At 67.9% G+C, this 25,667-nt stretch carries 22 protein-coding genes; 7 read left to right on the top strand and 15 right to left on the bottom strand.

Features of this window, described 5'->3' with window-relative positions; genetic code table 11:
• Positions 1 to 56: 56 nt before the first annotated feature.
• Positions 57 to 707: a YceH family protein gene (locus AC07UW_RS11840; RefSeq protein ID WP_495212114.1), complete on the top strand. Its 651-nt coding sequence runs from the start codon at positions 57 to 59 to the stop codon at positions 705 to 707.
• Positions 708 to 810: 103 nt separating this feature from the next.
• Here AC07UW_RS11840 and AC07UW_RS11835 read toward each other — a convergent pair whose 3' ends face one another.
• From AC07UW_RS11835 to AC07UW_RS11820, 4 genes are all read right to left on the bottom strand, one after another.
• Positions 811 to 1,338, bottom strand: a complete 528-nt coding sequence (locus AC07UW_RS11835; protein WP_495212113.1) for a GNAT family N-acetyltransferase — start codon at positions 1,336 to 1,338, stop codon at positions 811 to 813.
• Between the two features lie 91 nt (positions 1,339 to 1,429).
• Complete coding sequence (locus AC07UW_RS11830; RefSeq protein ID WP_495212112.1) at positions 1,430 to 1,915, bottom strand: DUF3592 domain-containing protein; 486 nt, start codon at positions 1,913 to 1,915, stop codon at positions 1,430 to 1,432.
• Positions 1,916 to 1,936: 21 nt separating this feature from the next.
• A complete protein-coding gene (locus AC07UW_RS11825; protein WP_162887582.1) occupies positions 1,937 to 2,677 on the bottom strand; it encodes a DUF3592 domain-containing protein in 741 nt (246 codons plus the stop codon).
• Positions 2,678 to 2,784: 107 nt separating this feature from the next.
• Positions 2,785 to 4,761 (bottom strand): UvrD-helicase domain-containing protein, encoded by a 1,977-nt coding sequence (locus AC07UW_RS11820; protein WP_033832666.1) that lies wholly within the window; start codon positions 4,759 to 4,761, stop codon positions 2,785 to 2,787.
• Between the two features lie 102 nt (positions 4,762 to 4,863).
• Between AC07UW_RS11820 and AC07UW_RS11815 the strand changes: the two genes are divergently transcribed.
• Both AC07UW_RS11815 and AC07UW_RS11810 read left to right on the top strand, forming a co-directional pair.
• Positions 4,864 to 5,484, top strand: a complete 621-nt coding sequence (locus tag AC07UW_RS11815) for a thymidine kinase (RefSeq protein WP_099819678.1) — start codon at positions 4,864 to 4,866, stop codon at positions 5,482 to 5,484.
• Positions 5,485 to 5,582: 98 nt separating this feature from the next.
• Positions 5,583 to 6,287, top strand: a complete 705-nt coding sequence (locus AC07UW_RS11810; RefSeq protein ID WP_312112400.1) for an SEL1-like repeat protein — start codon at positions 5,583 to 5,585, stop codon at positions 6,285 to 6,287.
• A gap of 37 nt (positions 6,288 to 6,324) precedes the next feature.
• Here AC07UW_RS11810 and AC07UW_RS11805 read toward each other — a convergent pair whose 3' ends face one another.
• The 7 genes from AC07UW_RS11805 to AC07UW_RS11775 form a co-directional block, all read right to left on the bottom strand.
• Positions 6,325 to 7,929: an OpgD/OpgG family glucan biosynthesis protein gene (locus tag AC07UW_RS11805; RefSeq protein WP_032978429.1), complete on the bottom strand. Its 1,605-nt coding sequence runs from the start codon at positions 7,927 to 7,929 to the stop codon at positions 6,325 to 6,327.
• A 48-nt stretch (positions 7,930 to 7,977) separates the two neighbouring features.
• The gene (locus AC07UW_RS11800) at positions 7,978 to 10,443 is read right to left on the bottom strand and encodes a serine/threonine-protein kinase (RefSeq protein ID WP_495212111.1); all 2,466 of its coding nucleotides are present in this window, start codon (positions 10,441 to 10,443) and stop codon (positions 7,978 to 7,980) included.
• A gap of 18 nt (positions 10,444 to 10,461) precedes the next feature.
• The gene (locus AC07UW_RS11795; RefSeq protein WP_025875449.1) at positions 10,462 to 11,028 is read right to left on the bottom strand and encodes an ECF-type sigma factor; all 567 of its coding nucleotides are present in this window, start codon (positions 11,026 to 11,028) and stop codon (positions 10,462 to 10,464) included.
• A 69-nt stretch (positions 11,029 to 11,097) separates the two neighbouring features.
• A complete protein-coding gene (mutM, locus tag AC07UW_RS11790; protein WP_495212110.1) occupies positions 11,098 to 11,910 on the bottom strand; it encodes a bifunctional DNA-formamidopyrimidine glycosylase/DNA-(apurinic or apyrimidinic site) lyase in 813 nt (270 codons plus the stop codon).
• A gap of 82 nt (positions 11,911 to 11,992) precedes the next feature.
• Positions 11,993 to 12,811 (bottom strand): hypothetical protein, encoded by an 819-nt coding sequence (locus tag AC07UW_RS11785; RefSeq protein ID WP_099844542.1) that lies wholly within the window; start codon positions 12,809 to 12,811, stop codon positions 11,993 to 11,995.
• Positions 12,812 to 13,039: 228 nt separating this feature from the next.
• Entirely contained in the window at positions 13,040 to 13,375 is a 336-nt protein-coding gene (locus AC07UW_RS11780) for an EF-hand domain-containing protein (protein ID WP_495212109.1), read from the bottom strand.
• Positions 13,372 to 14,574, bottom strand: coding sequence for a DesA family fatty acid desaturase (locus AC07UW_RS11775; RefSeq protein ID WP_428704886.1), 1,203 nt, complete (start codon positions 14,572 to 14,574; stop codon positions 13,372 to 13,374). The genes AC07UW_RS11780 and AC07UW_RS11775 overlap by 4 nt, the downstream gene beginning before the upstream one ends.
• A gap of 215 nt (positions 14,575 to 14,789) precedes the next feature.
• Between AC07UW_RS11775 and AC07UW_RS11770 the strand changes: the two genes are divergently transcribed.
• Entirely contained in the window at positions 14,790 to 15,548 is a 759-nt protein-coding gene (locus tag AC07UW_RS11770) for an ABC transporter ATP-binding protein (protein WP_495212197.1), read from the top strand.
• A 45-nt stretch (positions 15,549 to 15,593) separates the two neighbouring features.
• Here AC07UW_RS11770 and AC07UW_RS11765 read toward each other — a convergent pair whose 3' ends face one another.
• Positions 15,594 to 16,793, bottom strand: coding sequence for a DUF4785 domain-containing protein (locus AC07UW_RS11765; protein ID WP_495212108.1), 1,200 nt, complete (start codon positions 16,791 to 16,793; stop codon positions 15,594 to 15,596).
• 11 nt (positions 16,794 to 16,804) lie between these two features.
• Complete coding sequence (locus tag AC07UW_RS11760; protein ID WP_223483135.1) at positions 16,805 to 17,683, bottom strand: hypothetical protein; 879 nt, start codon at positions 17,681 to 17,683, stop codon at positions 16,805 to 16,807.
• Positions 17,684 to 17,916: 233 nt separating this feature from the next.
• On the opposite strand from AC07UW_RS11760, the gene AC07UW_RS11755 reads away from it, so the two are divergent.
• Entirely contained in the window at positions 17,917 to 18,759 is an 843-nt protein-coding gene (locus AC07UW_RS11755; RefSeq protein ID WP_223497386.1) for an acid phosphatase, read from the top strand.
• A 148-nt stretch (positions 18,760 to 18,907) separates the two neighbouring features.
• On the opposite strand, the gene AC07UW_RS11750 is transcribed toward AC07UW_RS11755, so the two are convergent.
• Positions 18,908 to 21,178 carry a TonB-dependent receptor gene (locus AC07UW_RS11750; protein WP_495212107.1) on the bottom strand — a complete coding sequence of 757 codons (2,271 nt, stop codon included), beginning with the start codon at positions 21,176 to 21,178 and terminating at the stop codon, positions 18,908 to 18,910.
• A gap of 159 nt (positions 21,179 to 21,337) precedes the next feature.
• Here AC07UW_RS11750 and AC07UW_RS11745 point away from each other — a divergent pair, with 159 nt between their 5' ends.
• Both AC07UW_RS11745 and AC07UW_RS11740 read left to right on the top strand, forming a co-directional pair.
• The gene (locus tag AC07UW_RS11745) at positions 21,338 to 22,342 is read left to right on the top strand and encodes a TIGR00266 family protein (protein ID WP_495212106.1); all 1,005 of its coding nucleotides are present in this window, start codon (positions 21,338 to 21,340) and stop codon (positions 22,340 to 22,342) included.
• Between the two features lie 210 nt (positions 22,343 to 22,552).
• Positions 22,553 to 23,545 carry a patatin-like phospholipase family protein gene (locus AC07UW_RS11740; protein WP_313250878.1) on the top strand — a complete coding sequence of 331 codons (993 nt, stop codon included), beginning with the start codon at positions 22,553 to 22,555 and terminating at the stop codon, positions 23,543 to 23,545.
• A 35-nt stretch (positions 23,546 to 23,580) separates the two neighbouring features.
• Here AC07UW_RS11740 and AC07UW_RS11735 read toward each other — a convergent pair whose 3' ends face one another.
• A complete protein-coding gene (locus AC07UW_RS11735; protein WP_495212105.1) occupies positions 23,581 to 25,587 on the bottom strand; it encodes a hypothetical protein in 2,007 nt (668 codons plus the stop codon).
• Between the last annotated feature and the right edge of the window lie 80 nt (positions 25,588 to 25,667).

Below are 25,667 nucleotides of genomic sequence, written 5' to 3'. Positions count from 1 at the left end.
GGCGCCGCCGGGACGGCTATGCTTGGCGGTTGACACGTTGTCTTCCGGAAGCCGCCATGACCGACCCTGCCCAGACCCCCGACGTTCCGCTGCTGGATGCCGTACAGGCACGCCTGCTGGGCTGCCTGGTGGAGAAGGAAGCCACCACCCCGGACACCTACCCGCTGACCGTCAACGCCGCGCAATCGGCAGCCAACCAGAAGACCGCCCGCGAGCCGGTGATGAACGTGAGTGCCGGCAGCGTGGAGCATGCGCTGCGCCAGCTGGAGACCCTCGGTCTGGCCCGCCAGCACTTTTCCTCGCGCGCCGACCGCTACGAGCACCGCCTGCAGAGCGCACTGGACCTGACCCGGCAGCAGACCGTGCTGCTGGCTCTGCTGCTGCTGCGCGGGCCGCAGACCCTGGGCGAACTGGTCACCCGTGCCGAGCGCCTGCACCGCTTCGCCGATACCGACGAAGCCCGCCACGCCATCGAGCGCCTGCAGCAGCGTGCCCTGCTGCTGGTGCTGCCGCGCGCCAGCGGCCAGCGCGAAGACCGCTACATGCACCTGCTGTGCGGTGAAGTGGACGGCGCGGCATTGGCAGCGAAGTACGCCAGCAGTGGCGGCGGTGCAGAGTCGGCCGACCCCGGCCTGGCTGAGCGCGTGGCGCACCTGGAAGCGGCGGTGGCCGAGCTGCAGGCCCAACTGGCCGGGCTGCGCAGCTGAAACAGCCCGCCGGGCATGGCCCGGCGCCACCGCAGCTGCACCCGGTAGTGCCGGCCGCTGGCCGGCATCCAGGCATGACCAGGTTGCCGACCAGCGGCCGGCACTACCCCACGTCGGCCGCACCCAAAGTAGCGAACAGCCGGCTGGGTGTTTCGATGCCCGGCAGCTGGATGACCCCGCGCTCGTGCATGCCGAGGCCCAGCAGCACCTTCGCCGAGACGTCGTTGTCCAGATCGGTGATGCCATACAGGTCCTGCAGGCCCAGCGCCGTGCGTGCGTGATTGAACACCGCCCGCGCCGCCTCGCTGGCATAGCCCTGCCCGGCGAATTCCGACAGCACCGCGTAGCCGATATCCGGTGCCGGTAGCCCCTCACGGCGTACCAGCCCGGCGTTGCCCAGCCACGCACCATCGGACAGCCGCTCGATCGCATACATGCCGAAGCCATTCAACGCATAGCTGTGCAGCACGCGCAGCGCGATGTACTCCCGCGCCTGTTCCTCGCTGTGCACGTTGCGGTCGCCGATGAAGCGCACGAAGCCTGGATCATTGAGCAATGCCAGCATCGGCGCAGCATCCCGGTCTGGTTCCAGGCGGCGCAGCCGCAGGCGTTCGCTTTCGATGGGATGCATGGGTGGGCTCCGGAAGGAATACCTCGATTTTGCAACGCCAGCGCCCGCCGTGCAGCACGCTCAGGCCAAGTGGGCCACTACGATGCCCAGCCTAGCCACATGCCCCGTCACGCTGGCCGAACAGGATCGGCCAGTAGCGCACGCACAGGCGATGGACGCATGCGGCGATCAGGCAGAACCCCATGCCCATCAGCGCCAACAGCAGCGGTGCGCCCCAGCGCAAACCCGGGTGCTGGATACGAGCCTTGGAAGGCATGCCGCCGGGATATAGCACCTGTACCTGTTCGCCGACCACGTACAGTGGTGCCCCGGTAGCAAAGGACGCGGTGAACTGAATCATCTGCCCCTGTGCGGTCTGGAACCTCACCACCGGGCGATGCAGGGTGATGTCACGTGCGGGCATCCCCTCCATTTCCGACCGGGCATCCTCTGCCTGGACGGCCACCACCGTTCCGGTTACGGAAACGGCCTTGCGCGCGAAACGCTGGACGTCCACGAACAGCCAGGCGGCGGCCAGAAGGATCAGCAGGCCCACGGCAAAGAAAAACAGAAAAAAACATCTGAGGAGGGTGGGCATGGTGCTGGCCGGGTTGATCGATCAGCGTGCAGGTGCCGGCGCTGATCGAATGAAGGAGATATCGACATGGTAGTAGCGCGGATTGCCCGGCATGACATGGACATCCAGTTCACGCCCACTCACCTGTGCACGGGGATCGGCCCAGAGATACGCACTGTGGAAGACATGCCATCGAGTGGTTTCAGGATCGCGCCAGGCGCAGACGATGACGAACGGATGCCTTCCCCCCGAAAATACTCCGCGATCGCGCTTGATCGCCCGGACCTTGGCTTGCACCCGTGTCCCGTGGCGAAGGAGCTGCCTGCGCCGCCATGCCCTCGCCGCCTGCGGCAGGCGCAGAAGTCCCGCCGCCAGCAGGAATGGGCCGCTGTTCAATCCCAGTATGACGCTCAGGCCCCAGGGTGATGAGAGCGAACGCACCAGGGCCTTGTCCGGGCGGTCCGGCAGGTACAGCACATCTACATGATCGCCCGTCATGTAGGCACGATGGCGGGTACGACCTGCGATGAACCGCATCACTTGCCCGCTGCTGGTAGTGAAGTCCACCGAGTACACGAACTTCACCACTGAAGTGCGCGAACCACGGCGATCAACACGGATGGCACCCACATGGGTGATCCTGCCATCGGCAATGACCGCCCCATCGAGGAAGCGCCTGGCACCAACGTAGGCCAGAAGCGCTGAAACAAGCAGGACCAGGCCCAGCCCGAGGAAGGTATGAGTGAGAACAGCAGGGATGTCGTTGGACACGATGAAGGACACGGCGCGCACTTCGGGTGCGCTCACACTAGGCCTTAACCCGATGCAGGCTCAAGGCCAGAAGCGTCAATCGGACGGATTGGAATACCGCTTTAGTGGCTTTTCGATCCTCAATCGAACAGCGCCTCGATCGCGGCCAACCCCGCCGTCGCCCGCTCCTTCTTCCGCGCCGCATCCGCCACCGGATCAGCACCATCGCGCTGGATCTCCTCGGCCGGGATCTCCTCGAAGAAGCGGCTCGGCTTCAGCCGCACGTGCTCGCCGAACTTGCGGGTCAGCTTGCTGTAGCTCATCCACAGCTGGATCTTGGCGCGGGTGATGCCCACGTACAGCAGGCGCCGCTCTTCCTGCAGATTGCCCTCGTCCAGGCTGACCTGGTGCGGCAGCACGCCGTCCTCGCAGCCGACGATGAACACGTAGGGGAATTCCAGGCCCTTGGAAGCGTGCATGGTCATCATCCGCACCTGGTTGCCCCCCTCGTCCTTGTCGCTGCGCGACAACAGCGCCAACTGGCCGGCCAGATCGGCAGCGGTGGCACCACGCGGGCCACCCTCGAACCACTGCGCCAGTTCTTCGATGTTGTTGGCGCGACGCTGGTAGCTGGCCTCTTCCTTGGCCTGCTGCCGCAGCTCGCTGAGCAGGCCCGATTCCTTGGCGACCTTGCGGATCATGTCGCCGGAGCTGATCTGCCGCGTCTGCGCGCGCAGGTCACGCAGGATGTCGGTGAAGCGCGCCAGGCTGTTGGCCGCGCGCGGTGGCAGCTGCTGCAGCGCGCCGATCGCCTCGGCGGCCTGCGCCATCGGCATGTCCTTTTCCGAGGCCAGTTCGGCCAGCTTGGCCAGGGTGCCGGCGCCGACTTCGCGCTTGGGCGACTGCACCGCACGCAGAAACGCGGTGTCGTCGTCCGGGTTCACCAGCAGCCGCAGCCAGGCCAGCGTGTCCTTCACTTCCTGGCGCTCCAGGAACATGGTGCCGCCGGTCAGGTGGTAGGGGATGCGCAGCAGCTGCATCGCCTTTTCCAGCGGACGCGACTGGAAGTTGCCGCGGAACAGGATGCAGAAATCGCTCCACGGCACGTTGCGCGTCTGCGCTACGAACGCGATCTCGGCGGCGACCTTCTCGGCCTCGTGTTCGCTGTTGCGGCACTCCCACACACGGATGCGCTCGCCGTCGGCCTGGTCGCTCCACAGCTTCTTCAGGTGTTCGTGCGGATTGTTGGCGATCAGCGCGTTGGCCGCGCGCAGCACGCGGTTGGAACACCGGTAGTTCTGCTCCAGCTTGATGATTTCCAGCGCCGGGTAATCGCGCCCCATCTGCTGCAGGTTTTCCGGGTTGGCACCGCGCCAGGCGTAGATCGACTGGTCGTCATCGCCCACGCAGGTGAAATTGCCCTTGTCACCGGCCAGCTGCTTGAGCAGGCGGTACTGCGCATCGTTGGTGTCCTGGCATTCGTCGACCAGCAGGTAGCCGATGCGCTCGCGCCAGGCCAGCGCGATGTCCGGGTTCTCTTCCAGGATCTGCACCGGCAACCGGATCAGGTCGTCGAAGTCCACTGCGTTGAACGCGCTCAGGCGCAACTGGTAGCGCTCGTAGATGCCGGCCGCTTCCTTTTCGCGATTGCTGCGCGCAGCGGCCATCGCCTGCTCCGGCGACAGGCCGGCGTTCTTGGCGCGCGACACCAGGTTCTTCATGTCCTCGATGTCGTCCGGCTTGGCGCCGTACATCAGGTCCTTGATCTGCGCGGCCGCGTCATCGGCATCGAAGATCGAGAAACCGCGCTTGAGCCCGACGGCGGCATGCTCGATCTGCAGGAACTTCAGGCCCAGCGCATGGAAGGTGCAGATGGTCACTTCATCGGCATCCTGCTCGCGCAGGCGCTTGGCCACGCGCTCGCGCATTTCCTTGGCCGACTTGTTGGTGAAGGTGATCGCGGCGATGCGCTTGGCCGGGTAGCGGCCACAGCCGATCAGGTGGGCGATCTTTTCCACGATCACGCGCGTCTTGCCGCTGCCGGCGCCGGCGAGCACCAGCAGCGGTCCTTCGATGTGGAGGACGGCGGCAGCTTGGGGGGGATTGAGACCGTGCATTGGGGTGCGATTGTAGCGGGCGTTGGTGGCGGCCACAGCCGCCGGCCGGTGGGCTTGCTGAACGGCTTCGGCCGGCGCCGGGTGGCGTCGTACAATCGGCCGATGGCCAAGCTCTATTTCTACTATTCGGCGATGAACGCCGGCAAGACCACCACCCTGCTGCAGAGCGCGCACAACTACCGCGAGCGCGGCATGCGCGTGGCGATCCTGACCCCGCGCCTGGACGACCGTGCCGGCGCGGGCGTGGTCGCCTCGCGGATCGGCCTGCGCGCCGACGGCATGGCCTTCGAACGCGACACCGACCTGCAGCAGTGGGTCACGCAGGATCTGCAGGCCAATGGGCCGCTGGGCTGCGTGCTGGTGGACGAGGCGCAGTTCCTCAGCCGCAGCCAGGTCTGGCAGCTCAGCGAAGTGGTCGACCAGCTGCGCATCCCGGTGCTGTGCTACGGCCTGCGCACCGATTTCCGCGGCGAGTTGTTCGAGGGCAGCCAGTACCTGCTGGCCTGGGCCGACGAGATGCAGGAGATCAAGACGATCTGCCACAGTGGCAAGAAGGCGACCATGACCGTGCGCGTGGACGAACATGGCCATGCCGTGCAGGACGGCCCGCAGGTGGAGATCGGCGGCAACGAGCGCTACGTGTCGGTCAGCCGCGCCGAGTTCAAGAAGATCACCCGTGGCGAGGGGCGGATCGATCCTGCGCAGGCACCGCTGCCGCTGTAGTGCTTGGCGCTTCACGGGCCATGACGTCCTGCGGTTTACAAGGGCGCGTGGTCGGGCCTAGGCTGCGGCACTACCTGCTGCCGAACTGGATGTCCGTCATGCGCCCGGCCCTGCTGTTGCTTCCCGTGTTGTTCCTGCCCCTGTTCGCCACTGCGGCCGAGCGCCCGTCTGGTGAAGAGGACGCGGCCGTGATGGGCGCGGGTTTCATGGACAGTCATCCGGACATGATGTACCGGCAGTGGGGTGTCAACGCCCTGCGCCGCAACGACATCAACGGCGCGATGGACAACTTCCGGCTGGCCGCACGCTATGCCGACAAACCCGCGCAGGGCTACCTGGGCGAGATGTACTGGTATGGCGTTGAACAGCCGCGCAATCCCGTCATGGCCTATGCATGGATGGAAGTGGCAGCCGAGCGCGGCTACCCGCTGTTCGTGGACCTGCGCAACGAGTACTGGGCGACCCTGCCGCTGGAACAGCACGACGCCGCGCGGGCGCAGGCGAGTGCGCTGCGAGCAGAGTATGGCGACGAGGTCGCCCGCCCGCGCATGGCCGAAGTACTGAGGAAGGGGCGCCGCGAGATGACCGGCAGCCGCGTAGGCTCGATGTCCAACAATGTGGACATCGTGTACATGGACGGCGGCATATCCCGCACGATCAAGGCCGACCGCCTGTATGACCCCAAGTACTGGGATCCGAAGCAGTACGAGCGCTGGCAGGACGAGACCTGGATGAAGATCCGCCGTGGCACGGTGGAGGTGGGCGTGCCGACCCAGTCGCACGCGACCGACAGCAAGCCCTGAAACGACGATGCCGGGACTTGCCCGGCACCGCAATGCATCAGTACAGCGTGCGCTCCGGCGCACCAGCCGGCGGCGGGGTGTACTGGTACAGCCAGGTTTCGGTGAGGGTCTTGCCGCCACTGCGCAGGTACAGGCGGATGTCGATCTGCTCGCTGCTGCCCTCCGGCGGCACCAGGTCGAACATCGCGCGGTAGCCCTTGATCTCGCGCAGCGGCCGCGCCGAGACGATCTCCACCCGGCCACGGCTGGTTTCGACAACCGCTTCGACATCGGCTTTGTCGATCAGGCTGGCCAGTTCGCCGCCTTCGAAGTCGACCGCAAAGCGCCACGAGAAATACTCGCGCTTCTTGCCGATCACCCCGCCCAGGCCGGTGCGGCTGGCCACGCAGTGGGCCAGCGGCGTATGCGCCGGCGGCTGTGCACCCCAGTACAGCCGGTAGCCGACCAGCAGTTCCTGGCCCGGCTGCGGCTTTTCCTTCGGGTTCCAGAAGGCCACGATGTTGTCGAAGGTTTCATCGACGGTGGGAATCTCCACCAGCTGCACCGAACCCTCGCCCCATTCGCCCTTCGGCTCCACCCACAGGCACGGACGCTTCTCGTAGAACACGCCGTCGTCCTGGTAATGGTCGAAGTTGCGGTCACGCTGCAGCAGGCCGAAGCCACGTGGATTGCGGTCGACGAACATGTTGAAGCGCAGGTTGCGCGGGTTCACCAGCGGCCGCCAGATCCATTCGCCAGCACCGGTCCACAGCGACAGGCCGTCGGTATCGTGGATTTCCGGGCGCCAGTCCCAGCCCATGCGGCGGTCGTTCTCGCCCACCTGGTACATGCTGGTGCACGGGGCGATGCCCAGCCGCTCGATGGTCTTGCGCGGGTACAACGCGCTGTCGATGTCCATCAGCAGCACATCGCCGTTGGTGACGGCGAAGCGGTAGGCACCGGCCACGCTGGGCGAATCCAGCAGCGCATAGACGATGATGGTGTCCGAGTCGGCTGCAGGCTGTTCCAGGTAATAGGCGATGAAGTCCGGGAATTCCTCCGGCTTGCCCATGCCGGTGTCGATGGCCAGGCCCCGCGCGGATTGGCCGTACTGGCCTTCCTTGCCCACTGCGCGGAAGTAGCTGGCACCCAGGAACGCGGCGAAATCGCGGTCGGTGTCCTTGCGCGTGTTCAGTCGGAACCCGGCAAAGCCGAGGTCGGCCGGCAGCTCACCATTCTTCAACCCGCTCTTGCCGTAGTTGAACGCGGCGCCGTCATAGGCCAGTTCCTGCGCCTTGCCGTCGACCACGTCGTACATGCGCACGGGCGAATGGAAGTACAGACCCAGGTGGAAGAACTTGGCCTGGAACTTACCCGGCTGGTCGGCCCACAGGGCGTGGTCCTGGCGATAGCCGATCGACTGGTACTGATCCCAGTCCAGCGCCTCCAGCTTGCCCGGCAGCACCCGCTTGTGGCTCTGGTAGGGCGCCTGTGCCAGCGCGCGCGCCTGGCCCTTCAGGGTGGCGAAATCGAACGGCTGCGGCTGGCCAAGCCGGCGCAGCCCAAGCTGGCCACTCTTGCTGGCCGCGCAGGCCGGCAGTGACGGCAGGCCGAAAGCGGCCAGGGCCAGGGAGGCATTGCGGATGAAGTCGCGTCGTTGCATGCAGGCGCGGGAGCAAAGGGAAGGTCGGCCATCATAGGCAGACAAACGTTAACGGGCAGCGGTGGACTCGATACCCTGTTCAGCCTGTGCCAATGCCGCAAGGCGGGCATCAAGCTCGTGCAGGGCCGGTGCCTGCGGACCGCGCTGGGCCAGCAGCAGCTGCCGTGCCTCGGCCAGCACGGTGCGGGCCTGCGCGATCTGGCCGGCCTCCTGCAGGGCCTGCCCCTGTGCAAGCAGCGCCTGCGGCAGCAGGGCGACGTGATCCGGTTGGCGCCAGATCGCCACCGCACGGGCATAGTGCGCTGCCGCCGCCGAGGCGTCGCCGCTGGCGCTGGCCCATTTCCCCAGGGCGAACTCGCCGTAGCCGATCTCGCGATGGTCCGGGCCCAGGGCGCCGAGCAGCTGTGCCTGCACCTGCCGCAGTTCCTGGCCGGCCAGCGCCTGCTGGCCACGCTGCAGGGCCAGCAGCGCGCGTGCGCGGCGGACCACCAGTGCCTCCGGGTGGCGCGGTCCCCATGCCTCCTGTGCCGCCTGCCAGGCCAGCTCCAGCTCGGCCGCTGCCGCCTGCGTGTCGCCCTGGCGGGCCAGCACATCGCCCAGCTGGCGATGCAGGCTGATCACCTGCGGGCTGCTGGCGTCGGCGCGTTGGCCGAGCAGGGCCAGCGCCTGCCGGTACCCCGCCAGCGCGGCCGGCAGGCGTCCGGCGGTGGCGTCCAAGGCGGCCAGATCGGCCAGTGATTCAGCACGCCCGAAGCGCTCGACCATCCCCTGGTGGCGCAGCGCCAGCGCCTGCTGGAACGAACGTCGCGCCGCATCGGCGTCACCCAGTTGGGCCTGGCAACGCCCAAGCTGGCTGTGGAACTCGGCCACCGCCGCCGGCAATGCCGCCGCCTGGCTGGCCGACAGCGGTTGCAGTGGCTGCAGGTGCGCCAGGCACTCGCGTCCGCGACCGAGCATGCGCAGTGCGCGCCCGCGCTGGGTAACCGCCTCGATCTGCAGCGCCGGCGGCACCTCACCCACCTCCTGCAGCAGCCGGCGCTGCTGGTCCAGGGTCTGCAGCGCCAGCTGGTAGTCGCCCAGGCCGATGCGCAGGCGGCCGATCACCCCTTGCAGCTCGGCCAGCGCCAGCGGCTGGTCAGCCAGTTCGGCTTCGCCCCGTTGCTGGCCGGTGGCCAACAGCTGCGGCACGTCGAAATGGCCGTGGCGCTGGCTGGCCGCCTTGTCGAACAGGCCAACAGTGAAATCCTGCATGGCCTGCGCACGCGCCATTTCCGCCCGCGCCTGGCGCAACTGCCACAGGGCGAAGGACGTGGTCCCCAGCAGGGCCAGCGCGGCCAGCCCGGCCAGCGCCACGCCCCAGCGATGGCGGCCCACGTACTTTCGCACCCGGTAACCCACGCCCGGCGGACGCGCCTGGATCGGCTGCCCCTGCAGGTAGCGGCGCAGGTCGCCGGCCAGTGCTTCGGCCGAGCTGTAGCGCTGCTGCGGGTCTTTCTGCAGGGCCTTTTCCAGCAGCACGTCCAGATCGCCACGCAGTCGCTTGGCCTGGCGCAGCAGCGCCCGTCTCGGTGCTCCCGGCTCGGCGGCCAGCCGTTGCAGCAGCGCCGAGGCGCGCGGTGCCTGCACGTCGAGGATCGAGCGCTCCCATTCCGCGTCACTGTGCCGGCGCAACCGATAGGGCTTGTGCCCGGTGACCACCTCGAACAGCACCACACCCAGCGAATAGACGTCGGTCAAGGTCGTCACCGCCTCGCCGCGAACCTGCTCCGGCGCGGCGTAGTGCAGGGTGAACGCGCGGATTTCGGTAGCCGGATGGGCCGCGTTCGGGTCATCGTGGTCGAGCAGCTTGGCGATGCCGAAGTCGAGCAGTTTCACCGTGCCATCAGCGCGTACCAGGATGTTGGAGGGCTTCAGGTCGCGGTGCACCACCAGGTTCGCATGCGCATGGCTGACTACCGCGCAGACCTGCAGCATCAGCTGCAGACGCGTTTCCAGCGGCGGTTGCAGACGCCGGCAGTAGTCGCTGATCGGCTCGCCTTCCACGTAGTCCAGCGCCAGGTAGGGCTGCCCGTGCTGGTCCACCCCGGCGTCCAGCAGTTGTGCCAGGTGCGGGTGCTGCAGGCGGGCCAGGATCTGCCGCTCGCGGCCGAAGCGCTGGCGCAGGCCCGGATCGGCGACGCCACTGCGCAGCAGCTTCAGTGCGACCTGGCGCTGGTACAGGCCATCGCAGCGCTCGGCCAGCCAGACCTCGCCCATGCCGCCTTCGCCGAGCGGGCGCAGCAAGCGATAGGGGCCGATCTCGCTTCCGGCACGACCCGGCGATGTGGCCGTCCACAGCGGCTGGGCCATGAACTCGTGGCTGTCGGCCTCCTGCTGCAGCAGGTGTTCCAGCTCGCGGCCCAGCGTCGGGTCCTGCGCGCTCACGCGCTGCAGGCGCAGCTGGCGGGCGGCGGGTGCCAGCTCCAGCAGCTGGTCCAGCCAGGACGACAATTGCTGCCAGCGGGCGGTATCCATGGTGTGGGTGGCGGCGACTCAGTCGCTGCGCATCGCGGCCAGCAGGAACAGCCGCGCTTTCTGCCAGTCGCGGCGGATGCTGCGCTCCGAGCGCTGGCTCAGTTCGGCGATCTCCAGTTCGGACAAGCCCGCGAAATAACGCAGCTCCACGACCTTGGCCAGGTGCGCATCGACGGCCTGCAGGCGCTCCAACGCAACATCGAGAGCCAGCAGGTCCTCGTCCAGGCGCACGCCGCTGCTGCTGTTCTCGGGAATCTCGGCCACCCGCTTGAGATCGCCCCCGCGCTTGCGCGCCAATCGGTTGCGCGCGTAATCGACGACCACGCTGCGCATCGCCGACGCTGCATAGGCGAAGAAGTGCGCACGGTCCTCGAAGCGCGCCGCACCGCGGCTGCCCAGCAGTTTCAGGTAGGACTCGTGGACCAGCGAGGTCGCATCCAGGGTGCGTCCCTGCTGCCCGGCCAGCTGCCGCCGCGCCATGCTGTGCAGTTCCTGGTACAGGGTGGTCAGCACGCGGTCGAGCGCGGCACGGTCGCCACCGCGCGCAGCATCCAGCCAGACGGTGATATCCGGGCCTTCGTCCATCGCCAACGCTCCCCCGCAGCGGATGTCGGCTGGACTATAGCGCTGCGCGTGTGCAGCGCATGAAGACGTTCAGCGCTGGCAGCGACTGCACCACACGCTTGCCCGCTGGCCGATCATGGCGTGCTTGAGCGGGCGGCCGCAGCCGGGGCACGGCAGGCCATCGCGGCCATAGACCAGCAGCTCCTGCTCGAAGTAGCCCGGCGCGCCGTCGGGGCTGATGAAATCGCGCAGGGTGGTGCCGCCGCGGGTGATGGCGTAGTCCAGCGTTTCCTTCACTGCCGTGGCCAGCCGCCGATAGCGCTCGCGGGTGACCTTGCCGGCCTCGCGCAGCGGGCTGATCCCCGCCTTGTACAGGCTCTCGGCGGCATAGATGTTGCCCACCCCGACCACCACCGCCTGGTCCATCAGGAAGGTCTTCACCGGCGCGCTGCGGCCGCGGCTGCGGGCAAACAGGTAGTCGCCATCGAAGGCGTCGTCCAGCGGTTCCGGGCCCAGCCCCTGCAGCAAAGGGTGGATCTCGCCGGCCGGCTGCCAGAGCAGGCTGCCGAAGCGGCGCGGGTCGTTGAAACGCAGCAGGCGGCCGTTGTCCAGGCTGATGTCCACATGGTCATGCGCGCGCAACGGGGTATCGCCGGGCAGCACACGCAGGCTGCCGGACATGCCCAGGTGCAGCACGGCGCTGCCGATGGCGGTATCCAGCAGCAGGTACTTGGCGCGGCGGCGCACGTCTTCGATGCGCTGGCCGGGCAGCAGCTCGGCCACTTCCGGCGGGATCGGCCAACGCAGGTCGGCGCGGCGCAGGATCACCCCATGCACACGGCGCCCCTGCAGGTGTGGCGCCAGGCCACGGCGGGTGGTTTCTACTTCGGGTAGTTCAGGCATGGGACGATTCTATGCCCTCCTGCCCCGCGGGCAGCGCGGCCATCACCGCCTGGGTGCAACGCACCCCGGCGGCGTGCCGCCATCAGGCGTCCTGGCCCACTTCGGCCGAGGCCGCGTCGGTGGCCTCTGGCGGCGGCGCCACGGTCGCCGCCGGGGTGCCGTCCGGGAACAGGGTCGGCAGTGTGGCGGCGAAGCTGGCCACGCACGCTTCGGCGTAGCGCTCGGCAGTCTGCCGCGCCAACGCGTAGTCATCGGCCTGCCACGCTTCCAGCGACGCCGAGACCGGTTCGGCAATGCGGCAATGCGCGCCTTCGCCACCGGTCAGGCGCATGGTCGGCAGCTTGCGTCGGTATGGAAAGCCCAGGTCCACGTTCTGGCGCAGTTCGTATTCGGTCCCGGCATTGCCGAGCTCCTTGTAGATCAGGGTGAAGTCCCCCACGGTGACCTGCACCGGCCGCGACTGCTCGGGGATGGCGCCGGGATGGGCGCTGAAGTAGGCCGCCAAGGCCGCACGTGCCTGCTGCTCCATCGAACTGAAGGCCGGGTTCGGCACGGTGTCCACACGGGTACCTTTCAGCTGGTCCTTCCTGAAACCGCTGCCGCCTATGACACCGGCGAACAGCGATACGGCAGCCTGTGCTGCGATTACCTTGCCGGTGGTGGAACGCTGCACCAGACGCAGCGTCCGGTCGCCGATCGGCTGGCCATCGGCATTGGTCTCCAGTTTGGTACTGGTCGGAACCCGATGTTCCCAGGCAGGTGCTGCCGGTGCGGTATCCGAGGCCTGCTGCGGTTCGGCGTCGGCCGCCACGGCTATAGCCGGCTCGTCGGCCAGTGCCGGTGCAGACCAGGCGACGCCGCCAAGCAGAATGGCGGTGAGAAGGGTAGGTTTGGCATTCATTGGGGGGGTCTTGGGCATCGGTCAGGTCAGTGCGGGCGATCCCAACGCGCAGCGATCATCGCAACGGCACTGCTCCAACCTCCATGTCCCCACAACCGCGTTCCATCACGGTCGACATGCCAAGCCCGCACTGTCTCTGCTGATCGACCGGTACGCCGGGTTCGAGTCGTAGAGATCATCGGCAGCGCGCCGACGAACTTTAGCCGGGCACGCTACGACTGGCGCCGCTCAGCGCGGCGGTGCAGCCAGTTCCCGTGCATCCAGGAATCCGTCACCGTTGGCGTCCTGCTTGTGGAAGCGCTGCACGATCACCTGCCGCTGCTGTTCGCGGGTGATGGCCCTGCCCTTGCCGCCGGGCAGTTCGTCGGCGGTCAGCACGCCATCGCCGTTGCGGTCCATGCGATCGAAGGCATACAGCATCCACTGCAGGTACTCGCCTTCACTGGCCTTGCCGTCGCCATCGCTGTCCATGCGCTGCAGGTAGCTGGCAGTGTCGCTGACCTGGGCCTGCACGACAGGTGCGCACACGGCGGCCAGCAGCAATGCCGTCAGCGCAGCCCTCATCCGCCCACCAGGGTGTAGCCCTTCAGTCGCGCGGCATAGGCCTGCAGCGCGGCAATGCCGCTTTCCTCGGCCTCGCGGCACCAGGCCTGCAGTTGACGCAGGCGCTCGGCGGCATCGTGGCCGCGTGCTTCCAGCAGCGTTGCCAGGCGCGCGCGATATTCCACCAGGGTGCGGATGCGCGGGCGCTGGGCGACCCATTCGCTGAGCTGCGCGCGGCTGTCCGGCTTCAACCAGCGGCCGTCGTTGACCAGGCCGCGACGCAGCCGGCGCGGCAGCAACCGGCGCAGCTTGGCACCCGCGTGTCGTGCTTCCTCGCGCAATGCCGGCATGAACACGTTGCGCTGGTAGTCGGTCATCGCCTGGAAGCGATGCGACAGCAGTGCCTTCAGGGTATCGGCGTCGGGCACGGCGATGTTCGGGCGCACGTCCATGGCCGGCGCGACACGCAGGACCTTGGCCAGGCGCAATGCCTGCAGCAGGCGGATCGCACTCCAGCCGATGTCGAATTCCCAGCGCCGCATCGCAAAGCGCGCCGAGCTGGGGAACGCATGGTGGTTGTTGTGCAGTTCCTCGCCACCAATCCAGAACGCCCACGGCGTCAGGTTGGTGGAGGTGTCGGCCGACTCGTAGTTGCGATAGCCCCACCAGTGGCCCAGGCCATTGACCACGCCGGCGGCCCAGAACGGGATCCACGCCATCTGGATCGCCCACAGGGCGACGCCCGGCAGGCCGAACAGCACCATGTTGATCGCAAACAGCAGCACCGGTCCGAAGGTTGCATAGGGGGTATACAGGCGGCGCTCGATCGCGTCGTCCGGGGTGCCCCGGCCGTACTGTTCGATGTCCTCGCGCAGGCCGCGTGCTTCGCGGTACAGCTCCACGCCGCGCCAGAACACCTGGCCGATGCCACGGGTAACCGGGCTGTGCGGGTCGTCCTCGGTTTCCACCTTGGCGTGGTGCTTGCGATGGATCGCCACCCACTCCTTGGTGATCATCGAGGTGGTCAGCCAGGTCCAGAAGCGGAAGAAGTGCGCGACCACCGGGTGGAAGTCCACGCCCCGGTGCGCCTGGCTGCGGTGCAGGTAGAGGGTGACCGAGAAGATCGTGAGCTGGGTGAAGACCAGCAGCACCAGGGCCAGCTGCCACCAGCCCAGGCCCAGCACGCCACCGGTCAGCAGGGACATCAGGGCATCAGGCATGGCGGCTCTCCAGAGCGACACAGGTATGGAAGACATCATGGGCGCTTGCGTTGCAAACTGCACCTTGCACCGCTGGATTGGCAGCGCCATTCCGTGGCTTCGTTCACAGTTGGGGACCCGTGTTGTCGAGCCTTGATCCGCGCATCCGCGCCGTAGACCCTGCCCCACCCGCCGGGGACCTGCCGCCCTTGATCGAACTGGACCGCGCCAGCGTGATGCGCGGCCAGGTGAAGGTCCTGCACGGGCTGAGCCTGCGCATCGCGCAGGGCCAGCACACCGCCCTGCTCGGCCCCAATGGCTGTGGCAAGTCCACCTTCATCAAGCTGATCACCCGCGAGCTGTACCCGCTGGCGCAGGCCGACGGCACGGTGGCGGTGAAGGTGCTGGGGCAGAACCGCTGGCAGGTCGACCGGCTGCGTTCGCAGCTGGGCATCGTCACCGGGGACCTCAGCAGCAATCTGGCCGACATGCCGGGTCTGACGGTGGAGCAGGCGGTGCTGTCGGGCTTCTTCGCCAGCTACATGGTGCCGGCCTTCCGCGAGGTCACCGCCGATATGCGCATGCGGGTGGGCGAGACCCTGGCGATGACCGGTGCGTCGGGCCTGCGTGAGCGTGCCTACGCCGAACTGTCGGCCGGCGAGACCCGCCGGGTGCTGATCGCCCGCGCGCTGGTCAACCGGCCGCAGGCGCTTCTGCTGGATGAACCCTCCACCGGGCTGGACCTGGTAGCCCGCCAGCAGTTGATCGCCACCATGCGCGTGCTTGCGCAGCAGGGCATCACCCTGGTGCTGGTCACCCACCACATCGAGGAAGTGATTCCCGAGATCGAGCGCGTGGTGCTGCTGCGCGACGGCCGCGTGGTGGCCGATGGAGCGCGCGCCGGGCTGCTGCGCGACGAACCGCTGTCGGCCGTGTTCGGCGGCGCGATCACGGTGGTGGAACAGGAAGGACGGCTGACCGCGTACGCGGGGTGACACCGCGTCTGTGGCGGGCCGGACGTCCGGCCCGCCACGCCTGCTTCAGAACCGCAACGCCAGCGCGCGCGACTCGATCGGTGCCATCCGGCTCTGGTCCTGCAGCTGCAGGTCGCGCAGTTCATAGGGCGCACCGAAGCCGGCAGGCAACGCGGCCTGGTCGAAGGGCAGCACCAGCGCGCCGCGGCCCGGGCCATCGAACCACGCTGCGGCATGCGCCTGCGCCACCGGCTGCAACTGGCCGTTGGCTGCGGTGGCATACAGCGTGCCGCGCGCCTCGTAGCGTCCGGCGGCTGCCACCTGCAACGGCAGACTGACCTGGCGGCTGGAGGGATCGGGCGTGGCCTGGCCGACGAAGCGGGCAGTCGGCCTGGCCACCGCGAAGGCGACCTTGCCATCGCGCAGCACGCTGTCGGCCTGGGCGAACACCTGCAGTTCCCACAGGCCCTGTGCGTTGCTGGCCTCGGCCGGAATCCTTACCTGTGCACGCAGGCTGCCATCGGTGGTGCGCAGCAACCGCTGCGGCCAGCTGCGGCCATCGGGTGCGACCAGCAGCGCTTCGCCGCCGAGGCTGTCACGCCGTGTGCGCAACGCCGACGCGCTGGCACCGTCTTCCAGCAGACGCGCTTGCAGCTGCACGTTGCCTCCGGCCAGCACCTGCGCCTGGCTGGCCTGCACTTCCAACCGCAGCGGGCTGTTGGGCTCCAGCACCTGCACCACATAGCGGCCCTGCGCCTGCGCACTCTGCAGGCGGTAAACACCGGCCGCGCTGGTGGTACCGGTGCGCAGCATGCTGCTGCCATCACCGACCGGCATGCCCGCATCCTGCAGCTGGCGTGCGTCGACACTGCGCGCGACGCTGCTGCGCCCCGCCGGATCACGTACCTGCAGCGAGCTTGCCGGCAGCGCGCGGGCGCCCGGCGCTGGGCTGAGCTGGATCACCGCATCCGGTGCGCTCAGGGGCAGTTCCAGGCCGCGCTGCAGTTCGGCAGCGTCGACCTGCTGCCAGTAGCTGCGGCTGATGGCGGCCTGGGGACCGGGAGCCTGCAGGGGTTGCGCCGGGTCCAGCGCCCAAGCGAAGGCCAGCGGCGCGTGCTCGCTTTCATCTGCAGGCAGCGGCGCGGCAACCAGGCCGGCGGGAATCTGGTCGCCAGCGGCAACACGCAGCGGCTGCGCGGCCTGCGCCGATGCAGTGGAAAGGACCGCCAGCACGGCAGCAGCCAGCAGGGTGGAATGGATGGTCATGGTCATCTCCCTCACTGGGTCAGGTCGTTGCGCAGGATGCCGCCGAGGCCGAAGCACTCGCGGCGGCTCTGGTTGTGGCTGAGCGGCTCGGCGCCCTGGGTACGCGCCTTGTCGGTGAACCACAGGGTGCCGGCTGCCTTCTGGCTGCTGCATTCCAGGAAACCGTCCGAGCACGACGACAGCCAGTTCTGGGTGAACTCCAGGCCGACATTGGCGGCATAGCCACCGCAGTAGCTGTTGCTGTCCCACACCGCCGATTCGACGTCGCTGCCGACCACTGCGCGGAACGGCTTGGGCAGGGCCGGGCGGCCGGCGGTGCCGTACAGGTTCTGCGCGTTGTAGGTGGCCATGTGTCCCACCTGCTGCATGCGCACGGCATCGCTCTTGTAGCCCAGCAGCCAGCCCAGCGAGGTTTCGAAGGTATTGCCGTTGAGCACGGCGTCGGCCAGCGGCGTACCTGCCGAGGAGGGCGCCAGCGCAGTGACCTTGCGCACCCGGTTGATGATCTTCGGGTAGCGGCTGTCGTAGGTGGGGTTGGACAGGATCCAGCGCATCACGTTGCCGCCGTTGGAATGGGTGATCACCACCAGCTGGGTGATGCCACGGCTGTCGATGAAGCCGGTGAGCTGGTTGGCCAGGCAACCGGCCGCTTCCGGCTTCCACATGTACTGGGTGAAGTCGCAGTTGATGACCACGTAGTTGCTGCTGTTCGGCAGGCCCTGGCGGACGGTGTCGATGATCGCCGGCTGCCAGTAGTCCTGCGTGGCATTGGTCTGCGCGCCGGTGCCATGCACGAAGGCCACGCCGTAGACGTCGGCGGCCTGCGCCGGGGCGGTCGCCAGCCCCAGGACCAGGGCCAGGACGGTACTTCCTGTTGCGGTGCTGCGCATCGCTTCTCTCCCTTTCAGCGGATCCCCCCGGCCCGGCTGTGACCTGATGCTCGTGGCGGCAGCGCGTGAAAGTCCGTGCGCTGCGCCCGGGTTCAGCAGATTGCCGACAATTGATGACCGTTTTCATCCAGTGCAGCGGGACCATGCCGGGTCTGGCCGTATGACCGATGGACGCTGCGGCCGGCAATCGAGGCTGCGATCATGGCCGGCGAGTTCCCTGCCCGAGTCTGCCCATGTCGTCGATCCTCCCCCCTGCCCGGCCGCTGCTGGGCCTGGCCATCGCGTTGTCGCTGGCCGGCTGCGCCGCCACCACCGCCAGCAAACCGACCGCCGTCGAAGCCAACGTCACCACCAAGGCCGTGGGCTACCTGGACAAGACCGCAGTGCCGGCCAGCATAGATCTGGTGCCGGCACCACCGGCCGCCGGCTCGGCGGCCTCTGCGCTGGACGAGCAGGTCAGCCGTGAAGCACGCGCGCTGCGCGGCAGCCCGCGCTTCGCCCAGGCCGGTGTCGATGCCGAACTCGGCTTCCCGGAAGGCGCCAACCACTTTTCCTGCGCCGCCGACATCGACGTCGATGCAGTGAAGACCCCGGCCCTGTACCGCCTGCTGGAGCGCAGCCGCATCGACGCCAGTGCTGCCACCAAGGCTGCCAAGAACAAGTACCAGCGCCCGCGTCCGTTCATGGTCAACGGCGAGCCGACCTGCTCGCCGAAGGATGAGGAGGGGCTGCGCAGCAACGGCTCCTACCCGTCCGGCCATACCTCGATCGGCTGGGCATGGGCATTGATCCTGTCGGAGATCGCACCGGACCGCGCCGATGCCATCCAGGCACGCGGCCGCAACTACGGCGAGAGCCGCCTGGTGTGCAACGTGCACTGGCAGAGCGACATCCTCGAAGGCCGCTTCATGGGCGCCGCCGCCGTGGCCCGCCTGCACGACAACGCCGCGTTCAACAGCGACCTGCTTGCCGCCCGCAAGGAGATCGCTGCCGCGCGCAAGGCCGGCCTGCATTCCAGCCGCGACTGCGCCACCGAAAACGCCGTGCTGAAGGTGCGCCCGCAGAGCGCGCTGTAAGCGCGCGCCGGATCGCGTGTTGCCGGCCAGCGGCCGGCACTACCGGACGCGACGCATGGGTAGCGCCGGGCCATGCCCGGCGGACGCGAAAAACAGAAGGGCCGGCATTGCGCCGGCCCTTCGTCATTGCATTACTGCTGCAACCGCATCAGAACTTTGCGGTGAACTCCACGCCCCAGGTACGCGGCTCGTTGAGGAAGCCGGTCAGGTTGTTGAAGTCGATCGCGCCGACCACGCGGGTCTGGTTGGTCAGGTTGCGACCGAACACGGCTACGTCGTACTGGCCGTAATCCCAGTTGTAGCCCAAGCGCAGGCCACCTTCCAGCGAGCTGCGGCCACGGAACTCCGGCGACTCGTAGATGAAGAAGTTGACCGCACTGCGGTAGGCCCAGTCGGTGTAGGCATACAGCTCGCTGCCATCGCTGAGCGGGAAGCCCACGCGCAGGGTCGCGTTGTGGATCCACTTCGGGGCCTGCGGCAGCGGATTGCCGTTGACCAGCGCGTAGGTGCCACCATTGATGATGGTGGTCGGGTCGGTGATGGTGCAGCCGCCGCCGCAGATCGCCACCGCCAGGTTCTTGTCCTTGATCTCGGTGTCGTTGTAGCTGCTGCCGAAGGTCAGCAGGACGTTGTCGGCCAGGTAGGCCTCCAGGTCCAGCTCCACGCCCTGGCCGATGGTCTTGTCGGCGTTGAGCAGGGTAGCGGTGTTGTTGCCGCCGCCGACGGCGATCAGCTGCTGGCCGTCCACGTCATAGCGGAACACACTGAAACCGAGGCGTGCGCGACGCTCGAACAGGTCGGCCTTGATGCCGGCCTCGTACGAAATCACCTTCTCCGAATCGGCCTGCGACAGGCCCGGTGCGAACGCCAGGCGGCCCTGGATCGACGGTGCACGGAAGCCCTTGGCCACGCGTGCATAGGCATTGACGTTGTCAGTCAGCTTGTACACGCCGCTGACATCCCAGCTGACGTCGTTGACGTCGGTGTTGGCCAGGTACGGGCCGCTGACCGGCGTACCGCCCGGCGTCTGCTGCAACACGCTGGCGCTGAAGTCCTTCTTGTCCTGGGTGTAGCGCACGCCGGCACGCAGCTTGAAGCGGTCGGTGACATCGAAGTCGCCCGAAGCGAATACCGCCCACGCCTTGTTGCGCTGCTGCTGCACGACGTGGCCGGTCTGCGGGTTGCCCGGGGTCAGCGAGTCGTAGTTGAAGTTGTTGATGGTGACGTCTTCATCGAAGTAGAAGACGCCGGCCTGCCAGTCGAAGCGGCCCCATTCGTTGGATTCCACGCGGAATTCCTGGGTCCACTGGCGGTGGTGCGGCAGGCCGTCGGCCGACTCGGACGGGAACGGGATCAGGCCCGGGCCGGAGTTGCCTGCACCCAGGAACGCGGCGCCGTAGCCACCGTCGATGTCGCCACGATTGAGCGATTCGGCGGTCTCATAGCCGGTGATCGAATGCAGGGTGACCGAACCGAGGTTCCACTGCAGGCGCGCGCTGCCGCCCCAGGTTTCCAGGTCGGAGAAATTGACGCCGTCGTTGGCGACCTTGTCGCGGTCGAAGTTCTCGACCAGCGCGTTGCCGCCCTTCTCGATGATGTTGGCGCGGAACAGGCGGGCGGTGCCGTTGAGCTTGCGCTTGTGCAGGTTGAACAACGCTTCGAAATCATCGCCTTCGTACAGGAACTGCACGCGGCCGGCGGCTTCGTCATAGCCTTCGAAGCCGCTGTTGGACGCACCGGCACGGGTGTTGTCGACCCAGTCGTCGCGACGCTGGTAGATGGCCGACACGCGCGCGGACCAGCGGTCGGTCAGCGGGCCGCCGTAGGCGCCCTGCACGTTCCAGCTGTTGTAGGTGCCGTAGCCCACGCGCACGTAGCCATCGGCATCCTGCGACGGCCGCGCCGAATCGAACTTGACCACGCCGGCCGGGGTGTTGCGCCCGAACAGGGTGCCCTGCGGACCGCGCAGCACTTCCACACCGGCCAGGTCGAACAGCGGGAAGCCCTTCAGCAGCGGGCTTTCCTGCACCACATCGTCGTACACCAGCGAGACCGGCTGCGATGCATTGAGGTCGAAATCGGTGTTGCCCAGGCCGCGGATGTAGAAGCGCGGGAAGGCACGGCCGTAGGACGACTCGATGTTGAGGCTCGGCACGCGCGCAGCAAGGAAGCGGATGTCATCGCCCGCCGAACCGAGCACGTCGAGCTTTTCGCCCTGGATCGCGCTGATCGCCACCGGCACGTCCTTGGCGTTCTCGACACGACGCTGTGCAGTCACCTGCAGCGCATCGAGGGCGACCGGATCCTTGGCGGCGGGGGTTTCCTGGGCGGCTGCTACCAGCGGCAGCAGGGCGGAAAGAGCGACAACGAGCGGGCGCGCGACCGGAGAGCGGCCACGGGAAGTACGGGTCGGAGACATGGCGGTAGGCTGTGTTTGGAGGGGTGGTAAAACGGCGCTACCAGATAATTGTTGCAATACAGCACCTCCCTCGCAAATGCCGATCGTTCATGGCCGCCTCGCGCGCCGCCGGACGCTGCCGCTAGACTCGGGGTTTTTCCCCGCAACGGACCTGCTGCGATGACCCAGTGGTACTTCCATGCTCCCGGCCAAGCCGACCGTGTCGGTCCGTTCGACGAGGAGGCTGCGCGCCGCTTCGCCCAGGCCAATCCGCGCGCGCTGGCCTGGTGCCAGGGCATGACAGGGTGGACACCGGTGTCCGAAATCGCCGGTTTGCAGCAGGCCGGCACCGGCGCCGCGGCGCCGCCGCCGATGCCTGCAGTCACCCCTGCAGTCGCGACAGCGTCAATCGGTGGCCGCGCCGACCGCATCGACTTCCGCATCGTCGGCCATGAAATGCAGTTCGTGGAAATCGAACTGGACCCCGGCGAAGGCGCCGTGGCCGAGGCCGGCGCGCTGATGTTCAAGGACGCCTCGGTGCAGATGGACACCGTCTTCGGCGGCGGCGCACGCGGTGGCCAGGGCGGCGGTTTCATGGACAAGGTGATGGCGGCCGGCAAGCGCGTGCTGACCGGTGAAAGCCTGTTTGCCACCGTCTACACGCAGACTGGCCAGGGCTGCGGCAAGGTCGCTTTCGCCGCGCCCTATCCCGGCACCGTGCTGGCGATGAAGCTGGACCAGCACGGCGGGCGCCTGATCTGCCAGAAGGACAGCTTCCTGGCGGGCGCGCGCGGCGTGCAGATCGGCGTGCAGTTCCAGCGCAAGATCATGACCGGCCTGTTCGGCGGCGAGGGTTTCATCATGCAGAAGCTTGAAGGCGATGGCTGGGTGTTCATCCATGCCGGCGGCTGCGTGGTCGAGCGTGAGCTGGCCGCCGGCGAACGCCTGGACGTCGATACCGGCTGCATCGTCGCCTACCACCCGACCGTGGACATGGACGTGCGCCGGGTCAAAGGCATCCGAAGCGTGCTGTTTGGCGGCGAAGGCGTGTTCCTGGCCACGCTGACCGGGCCGGGCAAGGTCTGGCTGCAGTCGCTGCCGTTCTCGCGCCTGGCCGGCCGAATGTGGATGGCCGCGCCGCAGGGCGGCGGCAAGAGCCGCGGCGAGAGTTCGCTGCTGGGCTGAGTGCCCCGGAGGCTGGACGGCGGGTAGTGCCGGCCGCTGGCCGGCAACCCGACATTCAAGGCATCCCGGCGGTTGCCGGCCAGCGGCCGGCACTACCCAGTCGGCGGCAGGTGATTTCATGAATGGGGAATCCCCCCACCCTGCCCGCTCCGCCACGCCTTCGGTATGCTGGCGCCCTTTCCTGAATCCGGCGCCGCGAGCGCACTGCCGATGAGCCTGTTCCGCCCCCGCGTGCTGCTGTCCGTCGCCCTGATTGGCCTGCTGGCCGGTTGTGGTGGTGAAGACGTCCGCCCCACACCGCCCGCGCAGCCCACCGTGGTTCCGCAGGCCAAGCCGGTGAAGATCGGCATCGCGCTCGGCGGCGGCGCGGCCAAGGGCTTTGCGCACATCGGCGTGATCAAGATGCTCGAGGCCAACGGCTTCGAACCGGTGGTGGTGTCCGGCACCAGCGCCGGCAGCGTGGTCGGCGCCCTGTATGCCAGCGGCATGGATGCCTTCCAGATGCAGAGCAAGGCGGTGGCGCTGGATGAAGCCAGCATCCGCGACGTGCGCCTGTTCTCCGGTGGCCTGGTGCAGGGCCAGAAGCTGCAGGACTACGTCAACGAACAGGTGGCCAACCGCCCGGCCGAGCGCCTGAAGAAGCCGTTCGCCGCCGTCGCCACCCAGCTGGAAACCGGCGAGCGTTCGATCTTCGTGCGCGGCAACGTCGGCCAGGCGGTGCGCGCGTCCAGCAGCATCCCCGGCGTGTTCGAGCCGGTGAAGATCGGTGGCCGCAACTACATCGACGGCGGCGTGGTCAGCCCGGTGCCGGTGGATGCCGCACGGCAGCTCGGTGCCGAGTTCGTGATCGCCGTGGACATCTCCAGCAAGGCCAGCGGCAAGGCACCGACCGGCATGCTCGGCATCGTCAACCAGTCGATCTCGATCATGGGCCAGCGCCTGGGCGAGCAGGAACTGGCACGCGCCGACATCGTGATCCGGCCGAAGGTGCTGGACATCGGCGCTGCCGATTTCAGCCAGCGTGGCACGGCCATCCTGGAAGGCGAGAAGGCCGCGATGGCGGCGATGCCGCAGATCCGCGCCAAGATCCAGCAGCTGCAGAAGGCCCGTGCCGCGGCGTTGGCACCGGCACCGGTGGCGGCGCCCAAGTGCGACGAGCCTTCGCGCCTGGGCAAGCTGATGGGCCGCAAGGAAAAGTGCTGAGGGCTGCAGGGCGCCGCCGCTGAGCGGCGCCGTGGTCAACGCCGCGGGCGATGCCCGGCGGCGTGCTGGCGTTCGAGCTGCTGTTCCTGCTTGGCCGATTCATGCTGGGCAGCGCTCGTCTGCAGGTGTTCCATCGCCCCTTCCGGTACCCACAGCTGTCGACTGGCACGGGTCATCGCGACATAGGCGGCACGCACCGGACTGTGCCTGGAGCGCTCGGCCGGCTTCGCCCTGAAGCAGCAGTCGGACATCGAAACAACTTCAAACTGCAGGTTCTTCGCATGTTCGGCCAGGCACAGCACCAGCTGGCTTTCCTCGGCCGGGACCAGGGCCTGCAGCGTCAGCATGATCGTCTGCGGGCTGTCGCTGCGACTGAACAGGTCAGCCAGTGCGCCTTCGCCGCGCTCCTGGAACTGTTCGACCACGCGCTCCCAGTCGCGCAGGGAGCCACCTTCGCGGACCGTGTTCCATGCCTCGATCGGCTTGCGCAGGGCCGCGTTCAGGAGTCGCAGCGTGGACGGATGGATGTGCACCCGCGCGCCACGCACGTGCAGCCGCGCCGCGTCCTGCATCAGCCGCAGCAGGTCACCGTAGATGCGGATGCCGCCGTCGGGCACCTGCGACCAGTCTGCATAGTGCAGCACGCCGGTGGCGCGGTCGGTCGCGCCCATGAACGGCCCGCTGTCGCGCCCGAGGTAGTCCATCGCCAGCGCCTGGTTGACCAGACCGTCGACCTGGCTGCCCTGCCGCACCGACTGGTGCATCTCCACCACCTTGGCCGCGTTCCAGCGTGGCACGCTTCCGCTCAGGCGTTGGTGCGGATCTCCCAGACTGACCACGCCCGGCACATGCGCGGCCAGCAACTGCCGCCATGACGGGCTGAGGTCATGCGCCTCGTCGATCAGCAGCATCCCCATTTCCACTGGCGGGGCAACGCCACGCAGCGCCAACCACTTGCCGATGTGGGCCGTGGTCAGGCTCAGGCAGCCGCCGCGCTGGGTGGCGCTGTCGAACATGCAACGCCAGACGTGTTCGGCGGCGGCGATATAGGGCTCGGCGTTGATCATCGACCAGTGCACCGTGCGCTTGAAGTGCCAGGGCTGCAGGCTGGTGGCCGACGATGCACACCACAGGGTGATGGCATCGAGTGCGGTCCTCAGCATCTGTTCCGGCGTTCTGCTGCCGACGCCCTGCAGGCCTATCCGGGCCGCGATTTCGCGTGCCGACAAGGTACTGATACGGTAGGTCGCCACGAAGCCGCCGGTCCTGCCAGTGCGGGCTGCGTGCTGCGCAAGCAGGTTGGCAAACTCGATCTGGGTCAGCAGGCGCTTGGCGGTCTCGCCGCGTACGCGGGCACGGAACGCCTCCACCTGCCCCCGCATGGGCGCCACGTAGGTATAGCGGCCCGGTCGCGCATCCATCAGCGCCAGCACCAGGTGCCCCTTGCCGGTGCCGGCGTAGCCGTCGAGGTCGATCAACTCGTCCGGATTGGCGGCGATCGTGCGGAGCACTCGCGCCTGTTCGGAGGTGTACAGGCCGTTGCGCTCGATCGCGTGCGTATCGGCATCTGCCGCCTCGACAGCGTCATCGACGACGTCCTCCTCGCTGCCAAAGGCTGCGGGAAAACGAATGGAATGCTCGCTCAGCGTCTCCTGGCAGGCCTGCTGCAGCGCCAATCCCGGGTAGTGCTGCGGTGAACTGGCGAGGAAGGCCTGGGCGATCTCCGCCGGTGCCAGCAGCACGCCGTTGGCAGCAAGGTCGGACAGCCAAGCATCCAGTTCCGGCTGCGCGCCGCCGCCCTGCCCCGCCAGATGCGTGGTCGCAGCGCTGCTGTCGGCGGCAAACAGCGCACAGGCATCGTGCAGCAGGCGTTCGACCTGCGCCGGTGAATGCAGGCGCTGGCGGCACAGCAGCGCAGCCATCAGGCCGGCCTGTTCCAGCGCCGTCTGCGGCGCCGTGCCATGGCCGATGAAACGCGCCAGCGTCTTGCGCTGCAGCGGCAGGAAAAGGGTGTGGAGCACCGGGTGCGGAGTATCGGACATGCCTGCAATCGAAGAAGAACACGGCGGCACCTGCGCGTGCACGCGCCGCAAGGCAGCGATGCTCGACTACCCGTCCGCCG

Source organism: Stenotrophomonas sp. GW821-FHT02D01 (assembly GCF_059421765.1).
This window is presented reverse-complemented; position numbering and strand designations above follow the sequence as displayed.